This window comes from Rhodococcus sp. IEGM 1302 (assembly GCF_030056935.1).
Taxonomy (GTDB): Bacteria; Actinomycetota; Actinomycetes; order Mycobacteriales; family Mycobacteriaceae; genus Rhodococcus_F; species Rhodococcus_F qingshengii.
In genome coordinates this window covers 42791-66576 of sequence record NZ_JASHKY010000013.1, presented here as the reverse complement: position 1 = coordinate 66576, position 23786 = coordinate 42791, and the positions used below count along the sequence as shown (strand labels likewise).

At 62.7% G+C, this 23786-nt stretch carries 22 protein-coding genes and 1 other RNA gene; 9 read left to right on the top strand and 14 right to left on the bottom strand.

Features of this window, described 5'->3' with window-relative positions:
• Positions 1–65: 65 nt before the first annotated feature.
• From ssrA to QM609_RS18530, 3 genes are all read right to left on the bottom strand, one after another.
• Positions 66–436, bottom strand: a transfer-messenger RNA (tmRNA) gene (gene ssrA, locus QM609_RS18540).
• Positions 437–502: 66 nt separating this feature from the next.
• A complete protein-coding gene (locus QM609_RS18535; protein ID WP_050655121.1) occupies positions 503–2077 on the bottom strand; it encodes an SDR family oxidoreductase in 1575 nt (524 codons plus the stop codon).
• 20 nt (positions 2078–2097) lie between these two features.
• A complete protein-coding gene (locus QM609_RS18530) occupies positions 2098–3045 on the bottom strand; it encodes an NAD(P)/FAD-dependent oxidoreductase (protein ID WP_050655138.1) in 948 nt (315 codons plus the stop codon).
• A gap of 65 nt (positions 3046–3110) precedes the next feature.
• On the opposite strand from QM609_RS18530, the gene QM609_RS18525 reads away from it, so the two are divergent.
• The 3 genes from QM609_RS18525 to QM609_RS18515 all read left to right on the top strand — a co-directional run bounded on the left by QM609_RS18525 (position 3111) and on the right by QM609_RS18515 (position 6126).
• A complete protein-coding gene (locus tag QM609_RS18525; protein ID WP_007731290.1) occupies positions 3111–3695 on the top strand; it encodes a helix-turn-helix domain-containing protein in 585 nt (194 codons plus the stop codon).
• 412 nt (positions 3696–4107) lie between these two features.
• Positions 4108–5034 carry an aldo/keto reductase gene (locus tag QM609_RS18520; protein ID WP_050655120.1) on the top strand — a complete coding sequence of 309 codons (927 nt, stop codon included), beginning with the start codon at positions 4108–4110 and terminating at the stop codon, positions 5032–5034.
• Positions 5035–5247: 213 nt separating this feature from the next.
• Entirely contained in the window at positions 5248–6126 is an 879-nt protein-coding gene (locus tag QM609_RS18515; protein ID WP_076948538.1) for a sugar phosphate isomerase/epimerase family protein, read from the top strand.
• Positions 6127–6351: 225 nt separating this feature from the next.
• Here the strand turns inward: QM609_RS18515 and QM609_RS18510 are convergent, their stop codons facing one another.
• The 7 genes from QM609_RS18510 to prfB form a co-directional block, all read right to left on the bottom strand.
• A complete protein-coding gene (locus QM609_RS18510) occupies positions 6352–7221 on the bottom strand; it encodes an EamA family transporter (RefSeq protein WP_482628527.1) in 870 nt (289 codons plus the stop codon).
• Positions 7218–7691: an SsrA-binding protein SmpB gene (smpB, locus tag QM609_RS18505; RefSeq protein ID WP_003942330.1), complete on the bottom strand. Its 474-nt coding sequence runs from the start codon at positions 7689–7691 to the stop codon at positions 7218–7220. Before smpB ends, QM609_RS18510 begins: the two co-directional genes overlap by 4 nt.
• A gap of 76 nt (positions 7692–7767) precedes the next feature.
• Positions 7768–8673: a permease-like cell division protein FtsX gene (gene ftsX, locus QM609_RS18500; RefSeq protein WP_003942367.1), complete on the bottom strand. Its 906-nt coding sequence runs from the start codon at positions 8671–8673 to the stop codon at positions 7768–7770.
• Positions 8674–8754: 81 nt separating this feature from the next.
• Positions 8755–9435, bottom strand: a complete 681-nt coding sequence (gene ftsE / locus QM609_RS18495) for a cell division ATP-binding protein FtsE (protein ID WP_020969258.1) — start codon at positions 9433–9435, stop codon at positions 8755–8757.
• A gap of 71 nt (positions 9436–9506) precedes the next feature.
• Positions 9507–9992, bottom strand: a complete 486-nt coding sequence (locus tag QM609_RS18490) for an Rv3103c transmembrane domain-containing protein (protein WP_076948539.1) — start codon at positions 9990–9992, stop codon at positions 9507–9509.
• Positions 9989–10873, bottom strand: a complete 885-nt coding sequence (locus QM609_RS18485) for a mechanosensitive ion channel family protein (RefSeq protein WP_003942304.1) — start codon at positions 10871–10873, stop codon at positions 9989–9991. Before QM609_RS18485 ends, QM609_RS18490 begins: the two co-directional genes overlap by 4 nt.
• A gap of 22 nt (positions 10874–10895) precedes the next feature.
• Complete coding sequence (gene prfB / locus QM609_RS18480; protein WP_003942364.1) at positions 10896–12002, bottom strand: peptide chain release factor 2; 1107 nt, start codon at positions 12000–12002, stop codon at positions 10896–10898.
• 109 nt (positions 12003–12111) lie between these two features.
• On the opposite strand from prfB, the gene QM609_RS18475 reads away from it, so the two are divergent.
• From QM609_RS18475 to QM609_RS18465, 3 genes are all read left to right on the top strand, one after another.
• On the top strand, positions 12112–12606 hold the full coding sequence (locus QM609_RS18475; protein ID WP_007731285.1) for a beta-class carbonic anhydrase: 495 nt from the start codon (positions 12112–12114) through the stop codon (positions 12604–12606).
• A 19-nt stretch (positions 12607–12625) separates the two neighbouring features.
• Positions 12626–13408: a histidinol-phosphatase gene (hisN, locus tag QM609_RS18470; RefSeq protein WP_007731284.1), complete on the top strand. Its 783-nt coding sequence runs from the start codon at positions 12626–12628 to the stop codon at positions 13406–13408.
• A gap of 136 nt (positions 13409–13544) precedes the next feature.
• Entirely contained in the window at positions 13545–15077 is a 1533-nt protein-coding gene (locus QM609_RS18465) for a multicopper oxidase family protein (protein WP_050655118.1), read from the top strand.
• On the opposite strand, the gene QM609_RS18460 is transcribed toward QM609_RS18465, so the two are convergent.
• Complete coding sequence (locus QM609_RS18460; RefSeq protein WP_047271656.1) at positions 15071–15709, bottom strand: response regulator; 639 nt, start codon at positions 15707–15709, stop codon at positions 15071–15073. The two genes, QM609_RS18465 and QM609_RS18460, sit on opposite strands and share 7 nt — an antisense overlap.
• Positions 15706–16851: a sensor histidine kinase gene (locus tag QM609_RS18455; RefSeq protein WP_228232573.1), complete on the bottom strand. Its 1146-nt coding sequence runs from the start codon at positions 16849–16851 to the stop codon at positions 15706–15708. Before QM609_RS18455 ends, QM609_RS18460 begins: the two co-directional genes overlap by 4 nt.
• Positions 16852–16954: 103 nt before the next feature.
• Between QM609_RS18455 and QM609_RS18450 the strand changes: the two genes are divergently transcribed.
• The 3 genes from QM609_RS18450 to QM609_RS18440 all read left to right on the top strand — a co-directional run bounded on the left by QM609_RS18450 (position 16955) and on the right by QM609_RS18440 (position 21427).
• Positions 16955–18403 carry an acyl-CoA dehydrogenase family protein gene (locus tag QM609_RS18450; RefSeq protein ID WP_050655137.1) on the top strand — a complete coding sequence of 483 codons (1449 nt, stop codon included), beginning with the start codon at positions 16955–16957 and terminating at the stop codon, positions 18401–18403.
• Positions 18404–18430: 27 nt separating this feature from the next.
• Complete coding sequence (locus tag QM609_RS18445) at positions 18431–19636, top strand: acyl-CoA dehydrogenase family protein (protein WP_003942363.1); 1206 nt, start codon at positions 18431–18433, stop codon at positions 19634–19636.
• Positions 19637–19792: 156 nt separating this feature from the next.
• Positions 19793–21427: an acyl-CoA synthetase gene (locus tag QM609_RS18440; protein ID WP_003942348.1), complete on the top strand. Its 1635-nt coding sequence runs from the start codon at positions 19793–19795 to the stop codon at positions 21425–21427.
• A gap of 6 nt (positions 21428–21433) precedes the next feature.
• Here QM609_RS18440 and QM609_RS18435 read toward each other — a convergent pair whose 3' ends face one another.
• Positions 21434–22762, bottom strand: coding sequence for an amidohydrolase family protein (locus QM609_RS18435; RefSeq protein ID WP_007731280.1), 1329 nt, complete (start codon positions 22760–22762; stop codon positions 21434–21436).
• A gap of 40 nt (positions 22763–22802) precedes the next feature.
• Positions 22803–23780, bottom strand: a complete 978-nt coding sequence (locus QM609_RS18430; protein WP_003942293.1) for an isopenicillin N synthase family dioxygenase — start codon at positions 23778–23780, stop codon at positions 22803–22805.
• Positions 23781–23786 lie beyond the last annotated feature (6 nt).

Below are 23786 nucleotides of genomic sequence, written 5' to 3'. Positions count from 1 at the left end.
AAGACAGCAGCAAAAAGGCAGCAAAAAGGTCGGGCCGGAGAGCGTGTGCTCTCCGGCCCGACCTGTTGTGGAGCTGCCGGGAATTGAACCCGGGTCCTACGTTGAATCGCTAGGGCTTCTCCGTGTGCAGTTCGCTAAGTCTCTACTTGGATCTCCCAGTCTCGCGAACAAGCCAGGATGACGATCCCAGTCACTGTTTGATGTCCCATTCGACTCCGTGACCGAGCCGAACAGTAAAGCCCTCTAGCTGATGCCAGGAACCGGGTCGAGGGCAACCCCGGGCTGACAGACACGCTTCGCTACTTAGGCAGCGAGAGCGTAGTCGCGCTGATTGGAATCGGCGCTTATAGGTTTGCAGCGACGCTTACGGTGGTCTCTTGCCTGCACCGACACGCTTCCCCTAACTCAACACACGCAGTCGAAACCGTTCAGCCCCGTGTGTGCCCCGCGTCTTTCGTGGGGCTATTCACTATAACGCGCCGAAGTTCGGAAGTCATACCAATTAATCGGCGGCACTTTCCGTGTCCTTCGCCCCAGCCGTTTCCTGCACTGCACCCGCTTCCTGCACTGCACCCGTTTCCTGCACTGCAGCCATCTCACGCTCGGCGGCACCGGTGATGTTGGTGATCATCCCCTGGAAGACAACTCCGTGGAAAGGAAGGATCGAATACCAGTACGCCCGTCCTGCGAGCCCGCGAGGGAAGAAGACCGCGCGTTGATCGAGGTGGGAACCCACCGGCCGTCCGTCGGCACCGGCTGGGCCTTCTGATACTCGCAACTCCAACCATGCTCCGCCCGGGACCTTCATCTCGGCGCGCAATCGGAGCAACTTGCCTCGATCGATTTCTTCGACCCTCCAAAAGTCCAGGGCTTCGCCCGTGTTGAGCCGGCGTGGATCCCGCCTGCCCCGGCGCAGTCCGACACCACCGACCGCGCGGTCCATCCACCCCCGAATGGCCCACGCCAAAGGGAATGAATACCAACCGTTCTCGCCGCCGATCGACTCGACCACCGACCAGAGGGTTTTCGGATCCGCCGCGCAGTCACGTTCGCGATGATCGACGTAGACCGCTTCGCCGGCCCAATCCGGGTCGGATGGAAGAGGATCGGATGGAGCGCCCGCAATCGTTGCACCGGACCACGCCGTCTCCACCTCACCGGTGTCGATCTTTCGAAGTGCCAGTCGCACCGCTTCTCGATACGGCGTGAGGCCCTCGGCGGGAGGCGGGATGAAGCTGTCGATGTCGTGATTGTGCATCACCGCGTCGTTCTGCAGGGATTCGATCAGGGGCATCGCCAGACCTCGTGGGATCGGCGTGACCAATCCCACCCAGTGACCTGCCAGACGCGGGGTGAGGACGGGCAGGACGAGGATGCGTCGGCGTACCAATCCAGCGACGTCGGCGTAGGTGTTCATCATTTCGCCGTACTGCATGACATCCGGCCCACCGATGTCGAAGGCGCGGTTGACCTCCGGCGTCGTCGCCGCGGCTGCAATCAAATAGTGGAGTACGTCACGCACCGCGATCGGCTGAATGTTGTTGTGCACCCACTTGGGTGTGGTCATCACCGGAAGCCGATTGGTCAAGTGGCGCACCATTTCGAAGGACGCCGAACCCGATCCGATCACCACTCCAGCTTGGAACACAACCGCCGGAACCTCGGAGTCGAGCAGGATCCGACCGACTTCGAGCCGGGACTGCAAGTGAGTCGACAACTCTCGGTCGGAGGGATGAAGCCCGCCCAGGTAGACGATCCGTCGCACCCCCGCATCGCGGGCAGCGGCGGCGACGTTCTCCGCGCTTCGCTTGTCGATATCCGAGAACGACCCTCCCCCACCCATGGCGTGAACGAGGTAGTAGACCACGTCGATATCGTCGAAAACACCTGAGAGGGTGGCACTGTCGGTCAGATCCCCGCGCTTGATCTCCACCGAATCGTGCCAGGGAACATCGCGTAGTTTCTCCGGGCTGCGCACCACCACTCGAACTCGATGACCCTCTTCGACCAGGCGAGGGGCAAGACGTCCGCCGATGTATCCGGTCGCACCCGTGATCAACACTCTCACTGCGTCCATCACCCCACGCTACGCACAATTCAACTGCGAAGCGCGAGTGCAACCTCGAGGTCGTCGTTGGTCAACATCATGTTGATCCCCGCTCCGGCCTTCGCCCCGGCGGCTGCGGCCATGATGACCTGGGCACCCGGGTCCACGACATTGCCCGCAGCGAACACGCCGGGCACGCTTGTGGCCCCCATCATGTCGACTGTGACGAAATCGCCCATCATCGTCTCGGCGCGCTGCGCACCGAATGCGCGCAAGATCGCATCGTTGGGGTCCATCGTGAGGGCGCCACCGACAAAGACCGCCGAACGCGCGACCACACTGCCGTCGGCCAACCGCACGCCCACCAACCGATCATCCTCGACGACGGGACCGGCAACCTCACCCTCGACGATCGAAATACCGCGAGCCGCAAGCTTTTCCCGATCTTCGGAACTCAGTTCGGTGATGCGATGAAGGAAGAGAACCACGTCATCGGACCACTGGCGAACCATGAGCGCCTGGTGCATCGCAAATTCCGCGCTCCTGGCGATCACGCCGAGCGGCTGATCACGCACGCCATACCCGTGGCAGTACGGGCAGTGCAACACATCGCGTCCCCAACGCTCGCCGAAGACTTCGAGTTCTACCGGTAGGCGGTCCGTCAGACCCGTCGAAACAAGCACCTTGCGCACCTGAATCTTGCTGCCGTCAGCCAGTTCTACCGAGAATTTCTCGCCGTCCCGTGTCACGGAGACAACGGTGCCGTCGTGGAACTCGCCGCCGAATTTGCGGACCTCACCTCGGCCGATGGTCAACAATTCTGCGGGGTTCATGCCGTCACGGGAGAGGAATCCGTTCATGTGGTCGGCGGCCGCGTTCCGTGGCGATCCGTTGTCGAAGACGATCACGGACCTGCGTGCCTGACCGAGAATGAGTGCGGCGTTGAGGCCTGCCGCACCGGCTCCGATTACTGCTACGTCGAATGAGTTCTGCGTCATGAATCCAGAATGACAAGAGAACGCAGTCTTGACAAACGCTGTTGCCACTTTGGCAAAATGAGTGCATGACCGAAACATCGTTCGAAGCCGTACTAGCCGGCATCGGCCCTCGTCTACGTGCGTTGCGCCAACAGTCCGACATGACCCTGGCCGATTTGTCGGAGACCACCGACATCAGCGTCAGCACACTGTCGAGACTCGAATCCGGTACTCGCCGAGCCAACTTGGAGCTTCTGCTGCCGATTGCCAAGGCACACGGCGTCCCCTTGGACGACCTCGTGAACAGCAAGATCAAAGATCCGCGCGTGCGCGAAGAACCTCGGACGGTCGGATGTATGACGGTCATTCCGTTGACGAGTCAACCCGGCAATCTGCAGGCCTACAAGATGATCATCTCGCCCACCGACGACGATCGCGAACCGGGATCCCACGAGGGCTACGAGTGGGTCTACGTTCTGTCCGGGCGCATCCGACTCCAACTCGGCGACCGGGATTTCATCATGGGGGCAGGCGAGGCCGCCGAGTTCGACACGCACATCCCGCACCGCATCAGTGCTGCCGACGGACGGCCGGCCGAGGCGATCAGCCTCTTCGGAAAACAGGGCGAGCGGGTTCACCTACGCGCAGCGCCGGCCGACAGACGCGGCTGAGGAAAATTCTCCGAGAAGCGAGGACATCTACAAGCGGGTGACTCGGTGGAGCGGGTGCACATCGTTGAGAGATGACTGAGAATCCGGCCAAACCAATTCCACCTGTTGTACCGCGCCGCCTGTCTCCGCGCGAGATAGCTAGCCCGATGAATCATCATGACCGAGAAGAGGAATCCCGATGAGTGGAAAAACCACTTCCTACTGCGGTCCGGGCTCGTGCACGATTTGAATCGCTCCGATGAAGTGGTTCGGCGGACCCACCTTGTCGATGTATGGAATGTAGATGTTCGTTCGTCCCACAGGGCCTGCCGACCGCTCAGAGCTCTTGCAGGGTAATTGATCTTGCGTCCAATCATTCGTCGAGTTCGCGGGGCGACGAATTCACGTAAGTGGCGAAAACAAGGGGAATGACATGGAATTACGACAACTCGCGCGCGATCTTCAAGTCTCGCGTATTGGCTTAGGGTGTAACAACTTTGGTACCCGACTGGACCCTGAGGGGAGTACGGAGGTCGTCCGTACCGCCCTCGATGAGGGCGTCACCCACTTTGACACAGCGACGATGTACGGAAACGGACGCTCGGAGGAAATCCTCGGCAAGGCGCTCGCAGGTCAACGAGACCAGGTGGTAATCGCCACCAAAGCGATTCCACGCCCGCGTGAGGTCGATTACAAGCCCGGAGTACTCGCACGAAGCATCGAGTATAGCTGTGAGGCAAGCTTGCGGCGACTCAGCACCGACCGAATCGACTTGTACTACCAGCATGTCCCTGACCCCGATGCTCCACTGGAGGAGGCCATCGAGGCGTTGAATGGGCTGGTAGCCAAAGGGAAAGCCCGCCACGTAGCTTGCTCGAACTACTCCGCGGATCAGATGAGGCAGGCCGAGGGCATCGCCACCGGTACTGGCGCATCGCATTTATTGGCGAACCAGGTCGAATGGAATTTGCTCAACCGCGCGATCGAGGCAGACATTGTTCCCGCCGCACACGAGGTCGGAATGTCAATCATCCCTTTCTTTCCGCTTGCTTCCGGAATGCTCACCGGTAAGTACACGATGCGACGGCCGTTTCCGACCGGCAGCCGACTAGCCAGTGCGCCGTACTTCGCCACACTGGCGACGGAAGAGAACTTCGAGTACGTGGAGAAACTGTCAGCGTTCGCACAAGCGTACGGACACTCGATACTCGAACTCGCCATAGCGTGGCTGTGCGCGCAGGAGAGCGTTCCCTCTGTGATCATCGGTGCGATGAACCCCGAACAAGTGCGATCAAATGTTGCCGCCGCGGAGTGGAAGCTCGACGACGACGTTCTTGCGGCGCTGCCTTCGCGCCCCTGAAAGTCTGCGGTTCAACTCCTTTTGCTGATTTGACTACTGAGCAGCCAGATAGAAAACAAACGGCCCGCGCACTGGTAGCTCGCTTTCGCAGTCCAATGTTGGACTTCCAACCTGTAAGCCGCGTCGACCGTATTCGTTCCGCCGGCAGTCGCAACGACAGGACCAGCGCATCACCTCCGAGTGTGTGTGAGTGACGAAGAGAAGTGGCCATCGATGACCTACCAGGCTGTGCAGCCAATCGAGGGCACTGCCCTCTGCTGGGGATGCATCCCACACGCTGATTTGATACAGCTCGCCGAGTTGGCCCGTAGGGGCGGCTTTCCAGAGATCACTGTTCATCCCTCGCAATATTCGATTGTGAAGAGTGCCGACTCCCGAGTGCGGGAGCGCCTGGACGATCTAGGTGTGACTGTTGGCGTGATCGATGCGCTCATGACCTATCTACCCGGCTCTGCTCGACTGGATGAGGTACCTCCACACTGGCGCAAGCTCATGGTAGATCTCGACGAGTGTCTCGAAGCCGCTGAGGCGCTTCACGCTCGCACTCTCAACGTCGCCCATTTCTTGGGTGATCCGACAGTGAAGAGAAACGCGCTGGCGTCGGCGGTGCGACAAGTCGCCGACCGCGCAGCCGAGGTCGGAGTTCGTGTCAGTCTGGAGTTCATCCCCGGCACAGGAATACCGGATCTCGGTGCGGCGTTGGACATCGTCCGGCGAGCCGACCACCCCGGCGTTGGAATCCTGTTCGATACTTGGCACTTTCTGCGCTCGGGTGGTACGCCGACCCAGCTTGCAGAGGTTACCCATGGTCAGGTATTCGAATTGCAGATCAGCGATCGTGTCCAGCCTGGCCGCCACGATCCCTATGTACCGATGACCGGCCGCCTGGCTCCTGGCGAGGGAACGGCGCCGATCGCGGAGATTGTGCGGGCGTTGGGGGTCGTGGCTCCCGACGTCGTGTTGGGAGTCGAGGTGTTCACCGCTGATATCGGAGATCCGGAGGAAACCGTGGCCCACCTTTCCGCGGCCACTCGGATGTTCCTGCGGAGTACTGAATTTGGTTCGCCCGCGGGCATTGTCGAGCCGTCATGAGCTATTCCGAGGCCCTGAGTTTGGTGCGATACCAAACTCGCACCGCCGCCGCGTTTCCAATTTGGCCACTCCGCCAATCGGAGACCAGTTCAAACCACGCGGGACTCTTTTGACAGGATGGTGTCGGATCGGGGTATCCGGCGTGCAAGTAGCCCAGGTACTCGTCGAGGAATGAAACAGCGCGTTCCTACGATGGGTGTACGGGTCACAGCCGCTGAAAAGGAACTACGCCCCAGCGACGGCAATCATGCCGACTGCCGCCAGCGCCAACAGCATTCCCGCTTGTTGCACGCGGCTTACCCGCTCGCCCAGCATCACCATGGCGAGCAGAACCGTCGCAGCCGGATACAGCGAACCGATCACGCTGACCAGTGAGAGCATTCCGCCTTGGAAGGCGTAGATCATCGTCCCGTTCGCGACGACGTCGAGGACGCTGACGTACACCGCGAGCTTGAGTGGCTCGCCTCGTGGGAGAACGAAGTGACCGGCCGCCAGCGCGACCAACCACACCACGACGGTCGCGGCGCCTCGAGATACGGCCAACGCCCACAGCCCGCTGCCCTCGCCGATCTGGTGAAGTGCGATGAACGAGAGCGCAAATGCGCCACCGCTTCCGACGGTCAGAAGAGCCACTTGTCTGGTGAAGCGGAGGGTGATTCCGCCGGCAACCTCACCCGCGGTGTCGTCAGGCGACTCGCGGCTGACCAGGACGACGGCGACCAGCGCGACGGCAATACCCAGGTACGCGATCAACCCCGGCCGCTCACCGAAAGCGAAGCCGACGAGCACCGGAATGCCCGCCACCAGAACAGCTGTCAGCGGCGAGACCACCGACATGGGGCCGGTTGCCAGCGCGAGATAGAACCACCAGACCGCCAGACCACTCGTGACGCCCGCGATCGCACCCCAGATCAGACCGTTCGGCGTCAGCGTCCCGGATACGAAAGGTGCTGCGATCAGTACGATGACGAGCGAGAGTGGATACGAGACGATCACCACACGCAGTGCGGCAACTCGTCGTGACGCAACTCCCCCGACGAAGTCGCTGACTCCGTAGGCAACTGCCGCCACGAGGGCAAGCAGGATGGAGGTCAGCGCATGCCCTTGATACGACGACCGAGCTCGCGGGTCACCTCGCGCTCGGCGGTGCGCTTGGCCATGTCCTGGCGCTTGTCGTAGTCCTGCTTACCTTTTGCCAGTGCGAGTTCGACCTTGACCTTGCCGTCGTTGAAGTACATCGACAGCGGGACCAGCGTCTGGTTTCCCTCGCGGGTCTTGCCGACGAGGTGCTCGATTTCACGCTTGTGCAGCAGGAGCTTTCGAGTACGACGTGGCGAATGGTTGTTCCACGTGCCTTGCGTGTACTCCGGAATGTGCAACGAGCGCAACCACACTTCGCCGTTGTCCACCGTGGCGAACGCGTCGACGAGCGACGCCTTGCCTTCACGCAGACTCTTGACCTCGGTCCCGACGAGAGCGATGCCGGCCTCGTAGGTGTCGATGATCGTGTAGTTGTGGCGTGCTTTGCGATTGGTCGCAATGACCTTGCGGCCCTTTTCCTTCACTGTCCGGGCCTCTCAGTCCGCTGTCTTGCTGTCGAATGGTTCTTGCTGTTCCAGCATAGAAGCTCGTGCAAACCGATTATTCGCGGACGTACAGACGCAGCGTCACGTACGCCGTCACCGCGGCCATTCCGACACCGGCAAGTACGAGGATCGGCGAGACGAACAGCACGTCACTGTTGGATATCCGCGCCACGATGTTCGCTTCGTAGACGTCGGACAGGACCCCGTCGATGAAGACGTTCTTCGCCGTGAACAGTCCGGCAATGGCGAGCACCGCACCGATCAAGGCCGCCACGACGGCTTCGAGGAGGAACGGAAGCTGGGTGTACCAACGCGTCGCGCCGACCAACCGCATGATGTTGACCTCGGTACGACGCGTGAACGCGGCGATCTGGACCATGTTGGCGATGAGCAGGATGGCCGCTATCGCCTGGACGATCGCGATCGCGAACGCTGCGTTGCGCACTCCACCGAGCACGCTGAACAGTCGGTCCACCAACTCGCGCTGATTGAGCACACTCTCGACGCCGGGCCTCGAACCGAAGGTGTCGTTGATGACGCCGAACCGCTCCGGGTCACTGAGCTTGACCTTGAACGACGCCGGGAAGCTGTCCGGGCTCACCAGGGCTGCCAGTTCGGGCTGGTCCTTGAACACGCGCTCGGTGGCGTCCTTCACGGCGTCTTCGCGGTTGAGGTACTGAACCGCGACGACGGACGGAGTCTGCTCGAGTTCCTTGCGCAACGAACTGCAGATCTCCTGCTCGCAACCGGGATCGGCCGAAGAGATGTCGTCGGTCAGGAAGATCTGCACCTCGACTCGTTCGAGGAAGATCTGCTGGGTCTTGCCTGCCATCTGCACGACCAGCAGACCGCCGCCGAAGAGTCCGAGGGAGATCGCCGTCGTCAAGATCATGGCGATGGTCATCGTGATGTTGCGGCGTAGGCCGGTCAGGACTTCGCTGAAAATAAAGCTGGCGCGCATCGGGGAATCCGATTCCTTCTCGAGAGGCCGGTTGTTTCACGACAACCGGTGGGCGTACGGGACGTGTGGTCGTAGTCGGCGCTACCTGCCGACGCCGTACACACCCCGCGCTTCGTCTCTGGTCACCTTGCCGAGATCGAGTTCGATGACGCGTCGACGCATGGAGTCGACGATGTGGTGATCGTGGGTCGCCATCACGACGGTGGTGCCGGTGCGGTTGATCCGCTCGAGCAGCAGCATGATGTCCTGGCTCGTTTCGGGGTCCAGGTTGCCGGTGGGCTCGTCGGCGAGCAGCACGAGAGGGCGGTTCACGAATGCGCGGGCGATGGCGACGCGCTGCTGCTCACCGCCGGAAAGTTCGGTGGGCAGTCGATCGGCTTTGCCGGCCAGACCGACCATGTCGAGAACCTCGGGCACAGTGCGCGCGATGACGTTGCGGGGCTTGCCGATGACTTCCAACGCAAAGGCCACGTTCTCGGAGACCGTCTTCTGCTGAAGCAAGCGGAAGTCCTGGAACACACAGCCCATGCTCTGGCGAAGCTTCGGCACGCGGCGGGCCGCCAACTTGTTGACGTGGAAATCCGCGACCTCGATGTCGCCGGACGTGGGCGACTCCATCTTGAGCAGCAACCGCATGAACGTCGACTTGCCGGAGCCGGAGGGGCCGATGAGGAAGACGAACTCCCCCTTCTCCACCTCCACACTGACCTTGTCGAGCGCCGGCCTGGTGGAGGCCTTGTAGGACTTCGACACATTCTTCATGCTGATCACAACTAGCCAGTCTAGCCGTTATCTAACGGTGACCTTGGCGCCACGCGCGAGCACCCTCGTCCTTATCCGGTACCGGTGGTCGCGGGTGACTGCGGCACAGACGTCGGTGCCTGCATCGCCGCGCCGGGTTGGGGAACGGTCGTCGTCGCCGGAGTGGTCGGCACCGTGGTCGCGGACTGTTCGGCGTTGCCCGGCGCAGGCGCGGGACCCGAAGTCGGCGTCGGAGAACCTGAGCTGCCCGTGCTCGATTCCGGAGACTGGGTCTCGGACGTAGTCGTCGGCTCGGCCGAGGACGGCACGGGGGTCGTCGTCGACGGTTTGACCGAGGGCGCGACGTAAGGCTCGGTCTGCGACGTGTCCACGCTGGGCGGTGGTGTCACTGCGGTCGGGTCCTCAGGATTGAGATACGTATGCAACAGATACGTCAATATCCACGCCACGATGAGAATGAAGGTAGAGGTTCGCATCCGGCCGCCGAAAATCCGGGACGGGAGCCAGTCCAGGTGAAACAGTCGGTCGAGTCCGCGGCGCGGTTCCTGATCGGTCATTCGCTCGCCTCCTCGGTCCGTACGGTGTGCAGATCCGGTGACACCGTGATCCCCTGACGTCGCAGTGCTGCGGCGACGCGGACGCGAAGAGCGCGTCCGACCTGGAACTGTTTGCCAGGGAGTGTGCGCGCGACCATCCGCACGTTGACCTGATCGACCTCCAGGCTTTCGACGCCCATGACCGTGGGCTCGTCGAGCAGCAGTTTCTTGAGTCCGCGGTCGGCCATCGCGTCGACTCCGACCTGGCGAAGCACCTCGTTGACCCGGGTGAGATCGGCGGTCGCCGGAACCGGAACGTCGATGACGGCGCGTGCCCAATCCTTGGACAGGTTGGTCGCTTTCACGATCTGCCCGTTGGGAACGGTGATGACCTCGCCGTCGGAGTTCCGCATTCGCGTCACGCGCAGGGTCACGTCCTCGATGACACCCTCGGCGTCGTCGGAGGAGCCGGTGATCGCAAGTCGCACGGTGTCACCGAAGCCGTACTGACGTTCGGTGATGATGAAGAAACCGGCAAGAATGTCCTGCACGACGCGCTGCGCACCGAAACCGAGCGCCGCACCGAGAACGGTCGCCGGCGCGACGAGACTTCCGATCGGCAGGTTCAGTTGGTCGAGAACCTTCAGCGTCGCGATCACGTAGATGAACGTGATGACCACCCAGGTGATGACCTGCGCGACCGAGTGACGATGCTTGGTCGCCTCGGAACGAACCAGCGCATCGCCCAACTGATAGTTGGAGTCGATCTGGTCGGTGACCTTGTTGCCTCCCCAACTGACCAACCGGGCGAGAATCATCGCCCCGAGCACGGTCATGAGGACGGACAAACCGGTGGTTTGAAGCCAATCGAGCAGGTTCTGCCCAGGTCGAAGTAAAGTCATCGTGCCTTTCGGTATCCGAACGCTATGCGGACTGGTTCTCGCTCATGCGCCAGCGGATGCCGGCCTCGAGGAACCCGTCGATGTCGCCGTCGAGCACTGCCGACGGGTTGTTGACCTCGTACTCGGTACGCAGGTCCTTGACCATCTGGTACGGATGCAGAACATAGGAGCGCATCTGGTTGCCCCACGAGCTGCCGCTGTCGCCCTTGAGCGCATCCATCTCGGCGCGCTCTTCCTGACGCTTGACCGCGAGCAGCTTCGCCTGCAGGACGCGCATCGCCGACACCTTGTTCTGGAGCTGCGACTTCTCGTTCTGACAGGTGACGACGATTCCCGTCGGGATGTGCGTGAGTCGAACGGCGGAGTCCGTCGTGTTGACCGACTGGCCGCCGGGACCGGACGAGCGGTAGACGTCGACGCGGATGTCGTTCTCGTTGATCTCGATGTGGTCGGTCGTCTCGACGACCGGCAGTACCTCGACCTCGGCGAACGACGTCTGACGACGCCCCTGGTTGTCGAAGGGGCTGATGCGAACGAGCCGGTGGGTGCCCATCTCGACGGACAACGTGCCGTACGTGTACGGGCCTTTGATCGCGAACGTCGCGCTCTTGAGTCCGGCTTCTTCGGCGTACGACGTGTCGTAGACCTCGACGCCGTAGTCGTGCTTCTCCGCCCAGCGGATGTACATACGCATGAGCATCTCGGCCCAGTCTGCAGCGTCGATACCGCCGGCACCGGAGCGGATGTTGATGAGCGCGTCGCGCTCGTCGTACTCGCCCGAGAGCATGGTCTTGACTTCCATCGCCGCGATGTCGTCTCGCAGGCTCGCGCGCTCGGCGTCGGCGTCGGCCACCGCGTCGGGGCCTTCGTCTTCTGCCAGTTCGTAGAGGATCGGCATCTCGTCGAGTCGCTCGCGTAGTGCCACGATCCGGCGCAGCTCGGCCTGCGCGTGGGAGAGCTGGCTCGTGACCTGCTGGGCGTGTTCCTGGTCGTTCCACAGACCCGGGTCGGCTGCCTGGTGCTCGAGCTCGTCGATGCGTCGGCGCAGCTCCTCGACGTCCACAACCGATTCGCAGGTGCGAAGGGTGGTGTCGAGGGCGTTCAGGTCTGCAATTACGTCGGGATGCACGGTTCTCAAGGCTACCGGGTGCCGACCTCGGCCCTGCCGCCCGTCACGTATTGGGATCACCGGGACTGGAAGCCTTGCCAACCTCGCTCCGAGGGAACCTACTGGAACGATGACTGTCACCGACGAATACCTGCAGAACAACGCCGCCTACGCCGAGCAGTTCACCGGACCGCTCCCCCTCCCACCCAGCAAACACGTCGCCGTACTCGCCTGCATGGACGCCCGCATCGACGTCTATCGGGTGCTCGGAATCAAGGAAGGTGAATCGCACGTCATCCGCAATGCGGGTGGAGTCGTCACCGACGACGAGATCCGATCCCTGGCCATCAGCCAGCGTCTGCTGGGAACTACCGAGATCATCCTCATCCACCACACCGACTGCGGAATGCTGACGTTCACCGACGACGACTTCAAGCGATCCATCCAGGACGAGATCGGCATCAAACCAAATTGGGCTGCCGAATCGTTTCCCGACATCGACGAGGACGTCCGTCAGTCGTTGAAGCGCATCGAGAACAGTCCGTTCGTCACCGCGACGACCTCCCTACGCGGATTCGTCTTCGACGTCGCAACCGGAAAGCTGAACGAGGTCCTCCCCGATTGAGCCGGTAGGTTGTGTACCCGTGACCGATCGCGCATCCGACCTCGCACTCGCCCTCCGTATCGCCGACGAGGCTGACGCGATCACTCGCGCCCGCTTCGGCGCCCTCGACCTTCGAGTGGACGACAAGCCGGACCTCACCCCCGTCTCCGACGCCGATCTGGCTGTCGAGCGAGCAGTGCGCGCGACGCTCGGTGAGCATCGTCCTGCGGATTCCGTACTCGGCGAAGAATTCGGCGGCGACGCAGTCTTCGAGGGCAGACAGTGGGTGGTCGACCCCATCGACGGGACCAAGAACTTCGTCCGCAACGTACCGGTGTGGGCCACGCTGATCAGCTTGCTCGAGGACGGCGTCCCGGTCATCGGCGTCGTGAGCGCACCTGCACTGAATCGGCGATGGTGGGCTGCAACAGGTTTGGGTGCACATACGTCCTTCGGGGACAGTGATGCGCGGGCGATCCAGGTATCCGCCGTCGATCGCAGCGAGTCAGCGAGCCTGAGCTTCTCGAGCCTCTCGGGGTGGAAGGACCGCGGAATTCGCGATCAGTTCGTCGAACTCACCGACCACGTCTGGCGCGTGCGCGGTTACGGGGACTTCTTCTCCTACTGCCTCGTGGCCGAAGGCGCCGTCGACATTGCTGCCGAACCCGAGGTTTCCCTGTGGGATCTGGCAGCGCTCGACGTATTGGTCCGTGAGGCCGGCGGCGCGTTCACCGATCTGGACGGCGGCGCAGGTCCGCACGGCGGCAGCGCGGTCGCCACCAACGGACTGCTGCACGAAGACGTTCTGGCCCGCCTGCGGTAACACCCGAGTACCAGAACATCCCACCCGCCGCAAGGGTCCGAGGGAGGAGTTCCGACAGGCCCGTCGGCAGGATTCGGCACGACATCTCGGCCCGTTGACTGGAAGTAGTTGATCACGCACTACTTCCAGGAGAACGATGAACCGGATTTCCAGGCGCACGATTCTGTTCGGTCTGGCCGCAGCGCCCCTCGGGCTCGCGGTGGGCTGCGGCGCCGACCCGGCAGCGAAGAGCGCCACGTTGGCGGTGGCCGGAACTTCGCGTCCGCTACCGATTCCACCGCTTGCCGAATCCACCGTCGACGACGCCGGTGTTCGCCACTTCACACTTCGTGCCGGTGCCGGGACCACCGAGATCGTCGCGGGAAAACTCACCGACACTTGGGGTTTCAACGGATCCATTCTGGGGCCGACCGTCCGCGCCGAACGCGGAGAATCTGTCGCATTCACGATCGACAACACACTGGCAGAGCCCACGACCGTCCATTGGCACGGCATGCATCTGCCCGCCCGATACGACGGCGGCCCGCACCAGACCATCGAAGCCGGCGGACGCTGGGAACCGGCGTGGACGATCGGCCAGTCGGCGTCGACGCTCTGGTATCACCCACACCCGCACGGATCCACCGAACGGCACGTGCAGCGCGGTCTCGCCGGACTGTTCCTGATCGACGACGCCGACACGCGGGCGTTGGACATCCCCAAAACCTATGGTGTCGACGATGTTCCGCTGATCATCCAGGATCGTCGATTCCTCGCCGACGGCAGCTTCGACGAATCGGATCCGACCGACATAGGCCTGCTCGGCGACACGATAGTCACCAACGGCATCTCCGACGCCTACCTCGACGTCACCACCGGGGTCGTCCGGTTACGCATTCTGAACGGCTCTTCCGGCCGTCTCTACAACCTGGGGTTCCCCGACGACCGCACCTTCGATCTGATTGCCACCGACGGCGGACTGCTCGAATCACCTATTGCGATCAAGCGGATTCAGCTCAGCCCCGGCGAACGAGCCGAGATCGTGGTTCGCGTCGACCCCGGTGCGACGACCACACTGGTGTCGTTCCCGATCGAGGACGGCGGTGGCGTGAGTTCCTCCGACGCCGAGAACTTCGGCATGAACGACCGCTTCGACATCCTCGAACTGCGGGGCGTTGCCAGCCGCGCGTCACGGTCGACTCTCCCGGCGCAGTTGGCCGTACTGCCGAGTCTGGATCCGTCGAAGGCAAGCGTTTCCCGAACCTTCGATCTGCAGTGGTACATGATCAACGGGCAACGAATGGACATGAACCGCATCGACTTCGAGGCCGAGGTCGGCGCGACCGAGGTGTGGACGATCACCAACAAGGACAACTGGCCACACAATTTCCATGTCCACGACGTACAGTTCCAGATCCTCGACGTCGACGGTCGCACTCCCCCGCCGCACTTGCGCGGACTCAAGGACACCGTCTACACACCGCCGGGCAGCAGGGTTCGCGTCGCACTGCAGTGGTCCGAGTACACCGATCCCACCTTCCCGTACATGTTCCACTGCCACCTGCTGATGCACGAGGACCAAGGGATGATGGGCCAATTCCTCGTCCTCGAACCGGGACAGAAGGCGGCTCCGATGCAGATGGACATGCCGATGGACATGCCGATGCCTGGTTCGCACTCCGGTCACTGAAAGTTCTGCAAGTGGTACACGGCGAGGCGAACCCGATTGTCGCAACCGGTCTTCGACATCAGGTTCGCCACGTGCGTCTTCACCGTGGTCACACCGAGATGCAGCGTGTCCGCGATCTCCTGATTGCTCTTCCCTTCTGCCACCAGCGCGAGGACCTGCGATTCGCGATCGGTCAACGGAACCTTCTCCGTCGCAGCAGTGTCTGCGATACCACCGATCACCGCTCGATCCACAACGCGGCGGAGAAGTTCCGGAGTGAACACCATCTCGCCCTCGGCGATCCGCCGAATGGCACCGAGCAACTCGGCGGGTTCGGTGTCCTTGACGAAGAATCCCGAAGCCCCCGCGGCGAGTGCGGGATACAGATGATCGTCGTCGTCGAAGGTGGTCAGCACGAGGATGCGCGCTCGACGACCGGCCTTGACGATCTGCTGCGTGGCGCCGATCCCGTCCAGCCCGGGCATTCTCAAGTCCATCAGAATCACGTCGGGATCCAATTCTGCAGCGAGCGCTACCGCCTCGACGCCGTTCGACGCCTCACCGGCCACGGTCATGTCCTCGGCTGCCGCGCACAGCATCCGCAAACCGGCGCGCACAAGTCGCTGGTCGTCGACGATCAGCACGCTGATCACGAGACATCGCCCGAGACAACGAGTGGAATACTCACGTGCACTTCCCATTTCCCGTCACTGTTGGTGCCGGCGGTCATCTCGCCGCCGACCAACTCCGCACGCTCCTGCATTCCCACCAGGCCATGACCTGCACTCCGAGGCGATCCCTCGACGTCGTTGACAACCCTGACATGCACCCGGCTGTCTTCGCGACCGACCGAGACCGATACCAGCCCCTTCTTGTCGCCGTGCTTCATGACGTTGGTCAGTGATTCCTGAATCACCCGCAACAACGTCAGCCTCCCGATCGCGTCGAGATCGGCTGCGCCTGACTCGACATTCTCCTGGGCATCGAAGACTGCCTGCACCTCGAAACCCGCCGCACGCACACGATCTATCGCCGCCTCGATTTCCGCCTCGACGGCATCCGGCTCGACCAGAGCGACCTCACCGAGCGAAGGATCACGAAGTGCGACCAGGAGGCGACGGATATCGGCCAGCGCATCGGACGCAGTCCCACGCACATCCGCGAGGACCTCACGCACGGCCTCGTCCTGGGGCGCCAAGACATGTTGAGCCACGCCGATTCTCAGGACGATCGATGCCATGTGGTGCGCAACCAGGTCGTGCAGTTCGCGGGCGAGCGCACTGCGCTCCGCAGCGCGGGTCTGCGCAAGATTGTTCGCGGCCAATTCACGCTGCGAGCGTAGATACAGCCCGAGCAGCAGTGGCAACCCCACGTACGCAAGCACTTTCACAGCCGTCGTGACAGACCAGAACGCTTCGTGAGATTCGAACCAGATACCCGCGAGCACCGAACCGCACCATCCTGCTGCCGATACGGCAACCATTTCTCTACGCTCGGCCCGCATCGTGACGTCGACGACGGCGACCGCCCCGAGATACGGAACAAGCTCGGACAGCCCCCAGGCGTCGGCGACGAACATCGGAACGGCGAGCGCCGAGATGACCAGGGACGCGAAGACCGGCCATCGACGGCCGACGGCGAAGGCGAGCGCCGACAGCATCGACAGAATCCAGTAGGTGAGGGGAACTCGATACTCCCCCGGATACGTGCTGGCGATCAACAGGCACGGGACCACCACCAACGGCGTGTAGCGCACGTACCGCTGTATCCGATCTGGCACCTCTGTCCGGTTCACCCCTCGAGCCTATGACGCGCATCATTTCGCGGTTTCTCGACAACAGACCTTACTGATGAGTAAGATAAGGATCGTCCAACGCCCCAACACCGAGAAACAGCTGGTGATCATGACCAAGCAAGACAGTGTTGCCCCCGACAAGAGCGCTCAGCGCAGCGAATCGGGCGCGCAGCGCGGCGGCGCCAAGGGTGCGCCCCGCGACACGTCCGCCGTCGGCCTGAACCCGATCAAACGCGACGCCATGGGCGCAGCCATGCGTGTGCTTACCAAGATCACCGGTTCGGAACTGGCCGAGAAGTTCAATCTGCGTCAGACCATCGATCGCGTGACCTACGAGGGCACCAAGACGGGCTTCAAAACCCTGGGTGCCGCCACTCGAGGATTCCAGAAGGTCTCGGGCAACGGCGCACCCAAGCGCCTGCCCGACAACCCGAGCAAGAACGCCGACTACTTCGATCTGACCCCCGACGACGACCAGAAGATGATCGTCGAGACCGTGCGCGAGTTCGCGGCCGAGATCCTGCGTCCCGCAGCGCACGACGCCGACGGCGCAGCGCAGGCACCCGCCGATCTCTCCAAGCGCGCGGCCGAACTCGGCATCACGCTGATCAACGTTCCCGAAGAACTCGACGGAGCAGCTGCCGATCGCGGCGCAGTCACCAATTCTCTTGTCGCCGAGGCACTTGCGCACGGAGACATGGGGCTTGCACTTCCGATCCTCGCACCCAGCGGCGTTGCAGTCGCACTGACGCAGTGGGGCACCGACGCGCAGCAGAAGACCTACCTTCCGGCCTTCACCGGCGAGCAGGTCCCCGGCGCAGCAGTGGTGGTCAACGAACCACGCGCACTGTTCGATCCGTTCGCCCTGCAGACCAAGGCAGTTCGCTCCCCCAGCGGCTACAAGCTCAACGGCGTCAAGAGCTTGGTGCCCGCCGCGGCTACGTCCGAACTCTTCGTCATCGCCGCAGAACTCGACGGCAAGCCCTCCTTCTTCATCGTCGAATCCGACACCAAGGGACTCGTCGTCGAAGCAGATCCCAGCATGGGACTGCGCGCCGCAGGCCTGGGTCGCCTGATCCTCACCGATGTCGCTGTGCCGGAGTCCGCACTGCTCGGCGACGGTGACGCCGAGCAGCGCAAGGCCGAATACGCCGACGCGATTCGCCTGGCTCGCCTCGGTTGGGCGTCCATGGCCGTCGGAACCAGCCAGGCAGTTCTCGACTACGTGATTCCGTACGTCAACGAGCGCGAAGCGTTCGGCGAGCCGATCAGCCACCGCCAGGCGGTTGCCTTCATGGTCGCCAACATCGGCATCGAACTCGACGGACTGCGCCTGGTCACGCTTCGGGGCGCTTCACGCGCCGAGCAGGGCTTGTCCTTCGCTCGCGAATCCGCTCTGGCCCGGAAGCTGGCTTCCGAGAAGGGCATGCAGATCGGCCTCGACGGTGTGCAACTCCTCGGTGGACACGGGTTCACCAAGGAACACCCGGTCGAGCGCTGGTACCGCGACCTCCGTGCCATCGGCGTTGCCGAGGGCATCGTCCTCATCTGACGCCGCTGAACTTCCAGGAGAACCACGATGATCAACCTCGAACTTCCCAAGAAGCTCAAAGCATCAGCGAACCAGGCACATCAGGTCGCGGCGCAGATCTTCCGACCCATTTCACGAAAGTACGATCTCGCTGAGCACGAGTACCCCGTCGAGCTCGACACCATGGCCGCCATGGTCGAAGGCCTCTCCGATTCCGGTGGAGACATCGGCGGTGCCAGCGGCGGACGGTCCGACGCGAGCGCCAAGGGTGGCAACGCCAACGGCGGCAACATGTCTGCGCTCCTCAACTCGCTCGAAACGTCTTGGGGCGACGTCGGACTCATGCTCTCGATCCCCTACCAGGGGCTCGGCAACGCCGCGATCGCCGCAGTGTCAACCGACGAACAGCTCGAACGTTTCGGCAAGGTGTGGGCCTCGATGGCCATCACCGAACCGAGCTTCGGTTCCGACTCCGCCGCCGTGACCACCACCGCCGTTCTCGACGGCGACGAGTGGGTTCTCAACGGCGAGAAGATCTTCGTCACCGCCGGTGAGCGTTCGACGCACATCGTCGTGTGGGCGTCGGTCGACAAGTCGAAGGGCCGAGCGGCCATCAAGTCGTTCGTCGTTCCGCGTGACGCACCGGGCCTGAGCGTTGCTCGCCTCGAGCACAAGCTGGGCATCAAGGCCTCCGACACCGCAGTACTCCTGCTCCAGGATTGCCGCATTCCCGCGGACAACATCCTCGGCAGCCCGGAGGTCAACGTGGAGCAGGGCTTTGCCGGCGTCATGCAGACGTTCGACAACACCCGGCCCCTCGTTGCAGCCATGGCCGTCGGCGTCGGACGCGCAGCTCTCGAAGAACTGCGCGGCATCCTGACCGAAGCCGGTGTCGAGATCTCCTACGACACACCGGTCTACAACCAGCATGCAGCTGCAGCCGAGTTCATCCGTTTGGAAGCCGACTGGGAGGCCGCGTACCTGCTGTCTCTGCGCGCGGCGTGGATGGCCGACAACAAGAAGCCGAACTCGCTCGAAGCGTCCATGTCCAAGGCGAAGGCCGGCCGCACCGGCACCGACGTGACGCTCAAGGCAGTCGAGTTGGCCGGCACTTACGGCTACTCGCAGCGCCCGTTGCTCGAGAAGTGGGGCCGCGACTCGAAGATTCTCGACATCTTCGAGGGCACCCAGCAGATCCAGCAGCTGATCGTCGCACGCCGTCTACTCGGAAAGTCGTCCGCCGAACTGAAGTGACGGTCGCACGGACCAGATCCCGAAACACTCCGCCCCGCCACCTTTCGAGGTGGCGGGGCGGAGTGCTCGGTCGCCATCGTGAAACTTCACCACCGAAACCTGATTGCGCATTAGTGTGTAATCAGTCCTACAACGACGCTGGGAAGAGGTTCACGTATGCCCGGATTGGTCACCAAGGTCACTGACACCATCGGCGCGGCGGGGGTTATGTTCCGAGCCGGACTCGTCCCGTTCCCTCGCCTCGATCGCGGACTCAAATCCATTGCAGCCGTGGACAAGTACGGACCCTTTGCCGGGCCGGTCCATGCACACGCCGAGAACGGCTACGATGCGGTGGCGATCATCGACGAGCGCGGACCCATCACCTATGCCGAGCTCGAGCGTCAGAGCAACGCGTTGGTCCGGGCGTGGCAGGCCGACGGCATCACCTCCGACTCCGTCATGGGTGCGATGTGCCGTAACCATCGAGGCTTGGTCCTGACCATGCTGGCGGCAGCAAAGAACGGAACGAAGCTCGTTCTCATGAACACGGGCTTCGCTCGGCCCCAACTCGTGGACGTCGCAGCGCGTGAGAAGGTTGTCGCCTTCGTCTACGACGACGAGTTCGCGGACATCGCCGATGCCTTGCCGGACGACGTCGTCGTCTATCGTTCCTGGCCAGAGGGCACAGCCGCTGACGGTTCCACGGCAGCTACTCTCGACGAGGCCATCGCCGGACGCACCACGTCGTCGGTGCCGGCACCCGAGAAGAACGGTGGCTTCGTCCTCCTCACCAGCGGCACAACGGGAACTCCCAAGGGTGCGCCGCGTGGCCACACCTCCCCTCTCGCGTCGGCACAGTTCCTCGACCGCGTGCCGTTGCGCCGCGGACAGACCATGATGATGGCGGCCCCCGCCTTCCACGGAACCGGTGTCTCGCAGTTCGCTCTCGCGTTGGCGCTCGGCCAGACCGTCGTCATGCATCGAAAGTTCGATCCGGAGAACACGATCAAGCTTGTCGCCCAGTACAAGTGCGACAGTCTGGTCGTGGTCCCGACGATGCTCACTCGCATCATCGACCTCGGTCCCGACGTGCTGTCCAAGTACGACACGTCGAACCTGAAGATCATCTTCTCGGCAGGTTCGTCACTCTCACCCGACCTGTGCAAGCGAGTCACGGCCTCGTTCGGGTACGTCCTCTACAACCTGTACGGATCCACCGAGGTCGCAGTGGCCACGGTCGCGACTCCCGAGGATCTGACCATTGCGCCGGGAACCGCGGGCCGCGCTCCGGTGACCTGTCACGTCGAACTGTTCGACGAGAACAACAAGAAGATCACCACCCCACACACGATCGGCAGGATCTTCGTCGCCAGCGGGCTGAGCTTCGAGGGATACACCGACGGGCGCGACAAGGAACGTATCGACGGACTTCTCTCGACCGGCGACGTCGGACACTTCGACGCCAACGGCCTCCTCTTCGTCGACGGCCGCGACGACGACATGATCGTCTCCGGTGGCGAGAACGTCTACCCGCTCGAAGTCGAGAACCTGCTCGCCGATCGCGAGGACGTCTTGGAAGCGGCAGTCATCGGAGTCGAGGACGCCGACTTCGGGCACCGTCTGCGAGCGTTTGTCGTCGTCGCCCACGGCGCCGACCAGAACTCCGACGAGCTGAAGGATCACGTCCGGTCGAATCTCGCGCGCTACAAGGTTCCCCGCGAGATCGTCTTCATCGACGAACTTCCCCGCAACGCCACCGGAAAGCTGTTGCGCCGCGTCCTGATCGAGATGGAGATCAGCGAAGACTGAGCACAGTCACAAAGCTCTGAGCGTGCGGATCAATTCCGCCTCGTCGACGCGAGTGGAGTGCCCGTCGCGGAGCACGACCTCGCCCGCAACCAACACCGTGTCCACTATCTGACGACTGCCCGTCGTGAGAATGGACGCGCCCGGATCTCGCACCGGGAGGCAACCGAAGTCGCGTTCGAACCGAATCATGGTGAGGTCGGCGGGATCGCCCACGGAGATCCCGCCGGACCTGGCCGGCAGACCGAGTGCTGCGTTTGCACCGCCGGATGCGATGTCGATCATGGCTTCGAAGCCGAGCAGGTCGGCGCGGCCGCGCGCGGCTCGCTGCACGTAGGCGCCGGTGCGCAGCGTCTCGAGCATGTCCTGAGTATCGTTGCTGGCTGCGCCGTCCACACCCAACCCCACCGCGATCCCCGCGTCGAGGAAACTCGGGACGGGCGCGATTCCGCTACCGAGGCGCATGTTGCTGACGGGGTTGTACGACACTCCGACGCCGCGCTCCGCCAGCACCTTCTGACCACGGTCGTCGAGTTCGACGCAGTGGACCGCCAGCACCCGGTCCCACAAGAAACCATGGGAATCCAGGTAGTCGACCGCGTTCATGCCCGCGTGTTCGGTACACATCGTGTTGTCGGTCTGCGTCTCGAGCAGGTGAATCGAGACCGTCAGGTCGCGAGCCTGCGCGAACTCACGCACTTCCGACATCCCCTCCGGGGTCAGCGAACGCGGGTTCGGTACCGCGACTGCCACGTCAATGCGGGAACCGGCGACGTCCCGCATCATCTGATCCGTATGTGCGAGAACGTCTCCGAGTGGTTGCATGAGCCGCGGATCGAAGCCCCACTTCCTCGTCTTGTCCGCCCGGTCTGCGGTTCCGCGTCCCAGCACCGCACGAATCCCGGTGTCGTGCAACGCCCGGATCACGGCATCGTGAACCTCGCTGGACGGGTGCGGCCACATGTGTTCGACCAGGGTGGTCGTACCGCTGCGCAATGCCTCCAGCGAGGCTGCGACAGTGGCCGCGTATGCGCGCTCGGGAGTGATCTGAACCGACTCTTCTGCGACCGCGAGTAGCCATTCGAGAAGCGGTGCCCCTTCGGCGATCCCACGCATCAGTGACTGCTGAAGGTGCGTATGGGTGTTGACGAACCCAGGGATCAGATACGCCCCCGATCCGTCCACACTTCCAGGTGTGGCGGTGCCGGTCGACTTCTCGATCGATTCGACCACCCCATTCGAGACGACGACGTCGTGGCCGGTCAGCCATTGCCCGCCGCTGTACAACGTCACGTCCCGGATGATCACGTCGGTCATGTTCTTGGGCGCGGTAGTCATCGCCAGTTCTCCTGAAAGTGTGTGACGGAACGGATACGGATCAACGCGCGAAGTTCGCGCGTACTCGCTGGTCGATGTAGTCCTCGGCAGTGATCGGCGGGTACTTGCCCGCCGGCCCCTCGATGGTCACGTCGCGGTTCGCCTGAGCGAAGAACGCGAGGCTGTAGCGGGCTCCCCGATAGTCGGTGACTCCGGGACTCTTGACTCGATGAAAATTCGACGGCAGGACGTCATCACTCCATCTCATCAGCATGTCGCCGATGTTGCAGGTGATTGCTTCCTCAGCCGGCACCACCGACGTCCATTCCTGGGTGTCCATCTCCTTGCCCGGGCACAGTTGCAAGCCGCCCTGACCGTCACGCTGGAAAAGCAATGTCAGGCAATCGAAATCGGTGTGTGCTCCGGCACGCCACATCCCTTCGACATCTGCGTCGGCGGCAAGGGGGAAGTAGTGGAGTAGTCGCAGCGTGCTCTGGTAGGTGTCCACCGACGGGTCATGTGCCCTGGTGAAGAAGTCTCGTTCGAATCCCAGCTTCTCGGCGAAGCACGACAACAGGTCCATCGCAATGCCCCAGCACTTGGCTTCGAAGTCCAGGATCGTTTCGCGGAATCCGCCCAATTCGTCTGCAGTGGGCCACAGATCACCCATATGCGGGCGGGTCACCTGATAGGACTCTTTCTGATCAGGTGTTCCGATGGACGGACGCACCTGCGTCATGCTCTCCCAGCCGGAGTTGAAACCCTTCTTGAGCGGATACTGCGCTTTGACCTCAGTGGGCAGTGCAAAGAATCGCTCGGCCGCTGCGAAAGCCTCGCGGACCTGGTCCAGATCGATCCCGTGATTGACGATTTGGAAGAATCCGATGTCGGTTGCTGCCGACCACAACTCCTCGGCGATCTCGCTGCGCCGGTTCTCGAAATCCGAGAGATCGATTCTTCGGACCTCGCGGTCGGTGGTCTCCGTGCCCAGGCCACCCATGCGGGTCTCGCGGTTGAGTTCTGTCATGTCGTAAGTCATTTGCTG